This window comes from Providencia sp. Je.9.19, from assembly GCF_051129765.1.
Taxonomy (GTDB): Bacteria; Pseudomonadota; Gammaproteobacteria; order Enterobacterales; family Enterobacteriaceae; genus Providencia.
Map to the genome: position 1 here is coordinate 1 of NZ_JBCPSS010000056.1, position 270 is coordinate 270.

Below are 270 nucleotides of genomic sequence, written 5' to 3' on the forward strand. Positions count from 1 at the left end.
GATTATCATTAATCGTACCCCAAACCGACACAGGTGGTCAGGTAGAGAATACTCAGGCGCTTGAGAGAACTCGGGTGAAGGAACTAGGCAAAATGGTGCCGTAACTTCGGGAGAAGGCACGCTGGCGCTAGGTGAAGTCCCTTGCGGATGGAGCTGAAGCCAGTCGCAGATACCAGCTGGCTGCAACTGTTTATTAAAAACACAGCACTGTGCAAACACGAAAGTGGACGTATACGGTGTGACGCCTGCCCGGTGCTGGAAGGTTAATTG

The 270-nt window shown here is 51.9% G+C and carries 1 rRNA gene; it reads left to right on the top strand.

Annotated elements, in window-relative coordinates:
* Positions 1-270 (top strand): 23S ribosomal RNA (locus AAZR93_RS21690); the annotation flags it as partial.